This window comes from Guyparkeria sp. (assembly GCF_046540515.1).
Lineage (GTDB): Bacteria > Pseudomonadota > Gammaproteobacteria > Halothiobacillales > Halothiobacillaceae > Guyparkeria.
Genome location: NZ_JBKHFB010000100.1, coordinates 1 through 4,797, shown reverse-complemented (window position 1 = coordinate 4,797; position 4,797 = coordinate 1). Strand labels below are relative to the sequence as shown.

At 65.6% G+C, this 4,797-nt stretch carries 6 protein-coding genes and 1 tRNA gene; all 7 read left to right on the top strand.

Annotation, left to right across the window (positions count from 1 at the left end; translation table 11 throughout):
• On the top strand, positions 1-695 hold a 695-nt coding region (gene lolB, locus ACLFRM_RS08995), incomplete at its 5' end, for a lipoprotein insertase outer membrane protein LolB (RefSeq protein WP_410755402.1).
• Positions 692-1,612, top strand: a complete 921-nt coding sequence (gene ispE, locus ACLFRM_RS08990) for a 4-(cytidine 5'-diphospho)-2-C-methyl-D-erythritol kinase (RefSeq protein ID WP_410755401.1) — start codon at positions 692-694, stop codon at positions 1,610-1,612. The genes lolB and ispE, both read left to right, overlap by 4 nt.
• Positions 1,613-1,709: 97 nt before the next feature.
• Positions 1,710-1,786: transfer RNA gene (locus ACLFRM_RS08985), tRNA-Gln, on the top strand.
• A gap of 17 nt (positions 1,787-1,803) precedes the next feature.
• The gene (locus ACLFRM_RS08980) at positions 1,804-2,763 is read left to right on the top strand and encodes a ribose-phosphate diphosphokinase (protein ID WP_410755400.1); all 960 of its coding nucleotides are present in this window, start codon (positions 1,804-1,806) and stop codon (positions 2,761-2,763) included.
• Between the two features lie 184 nt (positions 2,764-2,947).
• On the top strand, positions 2,948-3,604 hold the full coding sequence (locus tag ACLFRM_RS08975; protein ID WP_410755399.1) for a 50S ribosomal protein L25/general stress protein Ctc: 657 nt from the start codon (positions 2,948-2,950) through the stop codon (positions 3,602-3,604).
• A 101-nt stretch (positions 3,605-3,705) separates the two neighbouring features.
• Positions 3,706-4,290, top strand: a complete 585-nt coding sequence (gene pth / locus ACLFRM_RS08970; protein ID WP_410755398.1) for an aminoacyl-tRNA hydrolase — start codon at positions 3,706-3,708, stop codon at positions 4,288-4,290.
• Positions 4,291-4,363: 73 nt separating this feature from the next.
• The coding region (locus tag ACLFRM_RS08965) for a GTPase (protein WP_410755397.1) at positions 4,364-4,797 on the top strand (434 nt) is incomplete at its 3' end.

The following is a 4,797-nucleotide window of genomic DNA, read 5'->3' as shown; positions in this document are numbered from 1 at the left end:
CCACCTCAAGTCCACCGCAACCAGCCGATCAATCCATGCCCGCCATCGCCCGCCTGCCGTACCCCTGGAGGCTTCTTGCCCTTCTCCCCGCCCTTGCCCTGCTCTCCGGGTGTGCCTCGCTGGTCGGCACCCCGCCAACCGAGCCGGCGAGCGAGGCGCAACTGGCCGCATGGGAAACGCACCAGCGCGAGATCGAGTCGGTGACGGACTGGGCGTTCGACGGACGTGCCGCCGTCCGTTCCGGGGTGACCGGGGGCAGCGTCCAGCTGGAATGGACCCAGGTCGGCACCGTCACCTCGCTGGTCGTCAGCGGCCCCTTCGACACCGGCCGCCTGGCGATGACCGGCACCCCGGACCAGATGCTGCTGACGGACGGTAGCGGCAATCGACGGGTCACGAACCGCCCCGCCGCCCTGCTCGAGGAGCAGACCGGCTGGCATATCCCCATGTCGTTGCTGCCGCGCTGGGTGCGTGGCCTGCCAAGCGAGTCGCTCGAGACCCTGGACGAAGGGGAATTCCGTCTCGACGATCGGGGACGCTTGCTCACCCTCTCCGAGCGTGGCTGGGACATCGAGTACGACCGTTACCGTGAGGTCGGCGGGTACAGCCTGCCTCACTTCGTCGAACTGCAACACGACGGCATGCGCATCCGCATGGCCATCGACAGCTGGGATGTTGGCCGGCCCCGTCAATGAATACCCGCCCGCCCTCATGCACCTCGGACTGGCTGCGCGCCGGCAGCAAGCTCAACCTCTACCTGCATATCAATGCCCGTCGACCGGACGGATACCACGAATTGCAGACCTTCTTCGAGCTGCTGGACTACGGGGACGAGCTACGTGTCGATACCGGCCACCCGGATATCCGCATCGACTGGGTGGCCGGTGACGAGCCGATCACGGGACGGCCCGACAATCCCCACCACGACCTTCTCTACCGCACCGCGCAGCGGTTGCGCGACACGGCCCGCCGGCTCGATCAGACCTCGCCCGATCGACCGCTCGGCGCGCATGTCACCTTGCGGAAGAACCTCCCGGTCGGGGGCGGGTTGGGGGGCGGTTCGGCGGCGGCCGCCTGTCTGTTGCAGCACCTGAACCGGGCCTGGGGGCTTGGGCTGCCGGTCGATTCACTCGCGCGGATCGGCCTGGAGCTGGGCGCCGACGTGCCGGTGTTCGTGGGCGGCCAGAGTGCCACCGCCCACGGGGTCGGCGAGCAACTGAATCCCGGGGTGGCCCCGCATACCAGCGGCATCTACCTGGTCGTGGTCCCCCGGGTTTCCTCGCCGACGACCAACCTGTTTGCCGCCCCGACACTGCGCCGTGACCTGCCCAAGCAGCCCGACGCCCCCCTTCTCTCGCACTGGCGCGAGGAAGGCATCAACGTGTTCGAGTCGGTGGTGCTGGCCAACCATCCCGCGTTGGGCGCCCTGCTCGACGACCTGCGCGCGGAGACCGGCTTTGCCCGCATGACCGGCTCGGGTGCCTGCCTGTTCGCGCCGGTCGAGTCGGAGACGCAAGCCCGCCGCATGGCCGAGAAGCTTGCGGGTAGACACGGGATATGGCGACGCCATTTCGTCGCGCGGCGACCCGCTGTCGGCAAATCAGCCAGTTAGGTTTGTCCGCCGACGAAATGGCGAGAAATCGGCAAAAATCCGGGCACGGGCCTTGGCAAATGCGGATCGCTTGGTTAAGATGCGCACCTCTTTCGAATGGGCCGTCGCCAAGTTGGTTAAGGCACCGGATTTTGATTCCGGCATTCGCAGGTTCGAATCCTGCCGGCCCAGCCAAATAACCGGCGAGACCGATGTCACTATCACGCTCCTTGATGGTCTTCACGGGCAACGCGAATCGGCCATTGGCCGAGCGAGTTGCGGAAAGCCTGGATAGCCAACTCGGACAGGCATCGGTAACGCACTTCTCGGACGGCGAATCCGCCGTCGAGCTCCTGGAAAACGTCCGCGGTCGCGACGTCTTCGTGATCCAGCCGACCTGTGATCCGACGAACGAACACGTCATGGAGCTCATGCTGATGACCGACGCGCTGCGTCGGGCCTCGGCGCATCGCATCACCGCGGTCATCCCCTACTTCGGCTACTCCCGCCAGGACCGTCGCGTCCGCTCCTCCCGCGTGCCGATCAGCGCCAAGGTGGTCGCGAACATGCTGCAGAGCGGTGGCGTGGACCGCATCCTCACCGTCGACCTGCATGCCGACCAGATCCAGGGCTTCTTCGACATCCCGGTCGACAACGTCTATGCCTCGCCGATACTCCTCGGCGACATCTGGCGTCAGAAGTACGAGGACCTGATCGTCGTCTCGCCCGATGTCGGTGGTGTCGTGCGTGCCCGGGCGGTCGCCAAGCGCCTCGACGACGCGGATCTCGCCATCATCGACAAGCGCCGCCCACGCGCGAACGTCTCTCAGGTCATGCACATCATCGGCGAGGTGAAGGGCAAGACCTGCGTGCTGGTCGACGACATGGTCGACACCGCCGGCACCCTCTGCAAGGCAGCCGATGCCCTGAAGAAGCACGGTGCACGCAAGGTGGTGGCCTATTCCACCCACCCCATCCTCTCCGGTAAGGCGATCGAGAACATCGAGACCTCCGCGCTCGACGAGCTGGTGGTCACCGATACGGTACCGCTCAAGCCCGAGGCGGAAGCCTGCGAGCGTATTCGCGTGCTGTCGGTTGCCGGGATGCTGGCCGAGACGATTCGTCGCATTCACACCGACGAGTCGGTCAGTTCGCTCTACAACGACGACTGACCCAACAAGCCCGGCCCCGGCCTTCCTCCCGAAGCGCTTTACCTGTACAATTCGCGCGCCACTCGAACGATCGGGTGGCGCGCGTCGGTTGTGGGCTTGGTCGCGGGCCGCAACCGTATATCAGACGCCGGGAGTCGGCTTAGACGTCGCCCCGGCGGTTTTCATTTCTGGAGTGGACCCAATCATGTCTCAAGAAACTTTCAAGATTGAAGCGTCCGTTCGCGATGACCTGGGGAAAGGTGCGAGCCGCCGCCTGCGTCGCGAAGGGAACATCCCGGCAATCGTCTACGGTGGCAAGAAGCCGCCGGTCTCGCTGACCATCAACCACAACGAGCTCCTCAAGCACCTCGACCACGAGGCGTTCTTCTCGCATATCCTCGAGCTCAATGTCGACGGCGAGACCGACGAGGTCGTGCTGCGTGACCTGCATCGTCACCCGTACAAGACCACCGTCGTGCTGCATGCCGACTTCCAGCGCATCACCCGTGGTCAGAAGATGCGCATGCACGTCCCGCTGCACTTCGACAACCGCGAAGAGAGCAAGGGCGCCAAGGCCGGTGGCGTGATCAGCGTCATCCACAACGAGATCGAGATCGAGTGCCTGCCGCGTCAGCTGCCGGAGTACCTCACCATCGATCTGGCCGACCTGGACGTCAACGAGTCGATCCACCTCTCCGAGATCAAGCTGCCGGAAGGCATCAGCATCCCCGAGCTGGCCCTGGGTGAAAGCCACGACGTCGCCGTCGTCGCCATCCACCCGCCGAAGGTGGAGAAGGAGCCGGAAGAGGAGGCATCGGCCGAGACCGGTGGCGAGGAAGAGAAAGGCGGCGAAGAAGCCTGATCTCCCCTGCCCCGAGGCTCGATGAACCCCGATCTCGCGATCGGGGTTTTTTCGTTTCATGCCGCCGAGCGGCACGTTCGGCTATGCGATAATCCGCGCCCATGACTATCAAGCTGATCGTGGGACTGGGCAATCCCGGGCAGAAGTACGACAACACGCGTCACAACGCCGGCTTCTGGGCGCTCGATGCCATCGCCGCCGCGCTGGGTGGCAACTGGACCGAGGAACGGAAGTTCAAGGGCTCGGTCGCCCGGGTGATGGTAGACGGTGTAGACCTGCGCCTGCTCCGCCCGGACACCTTCATGAACCGGTCGGGCCAATCCGTCGGTCCCTTGGCGCAGTTCTTCAAGATCGCGCCGGAAGAGATCCTCGTGATCCACGACGAGCTCGACCTGCCGCCCGGGCGGATGCGCCTGAAGTGCGGGGGCGGTCATGGCGGCCACAACGGGCTGAAGGATATCCAGGCGGCCCTGGGCAGCGCGGATTTCTGGCGACTGCGGATCGGGGTAGGCCATCCCGGCCACAGGGACGCGGTCGTCGGTTACGTCCTGACGAGTGCGCCCCCGGACGAACGGCGGCTGATCGACGATGTCGTGATCGAGATCCGGCACCTGGCGCCGGACCTGGTTCACGCCGACGAGGCCACCCTGATGCAGACCATCAACAGCTATCGACCGTCCGCCTGAGCGCGCGCGGCACTCACCACACCGCGTGGCCGCCCTGCCCGGCCGCGCCCGACACTGAAACAACGGAGTCCCTATGGGTTTCAACTGTGGCATCGTGGGCCTGCCCAACGTCGGCAAGTCCACCCTGTTCAACGCGCTGACCAAGGCCGGCATCCAGGCCGCCAACTACCCCTTCTGCACCATCGAGCCCAATGTCGGCGTGGTGGCCGTTCCCGACCCGCGGCTCGACAAGCTGGCCGAGATCGTCAAGCCCGAGCGGGTCATCCCCACCAGCATGGAGTTCGTCGACATCGCGGGACTCGTGGCCGGTGCCTCCAAGGGCGAGGGCCTCGGCAACCAGTTCCTCGCCAACATCCGCGAGACCGACGCCATCGTGCAGGTGGTGCGGTGCTTCGCCAACGACGACGTGGTCCACGTGGCCGGCAAGGTCGACCCGGGCGCGGACATCGAGGTCATCAACACCGAACTGGCGCTGGCCGATCTGGATACCGTGCAGAAGGCCGTCGA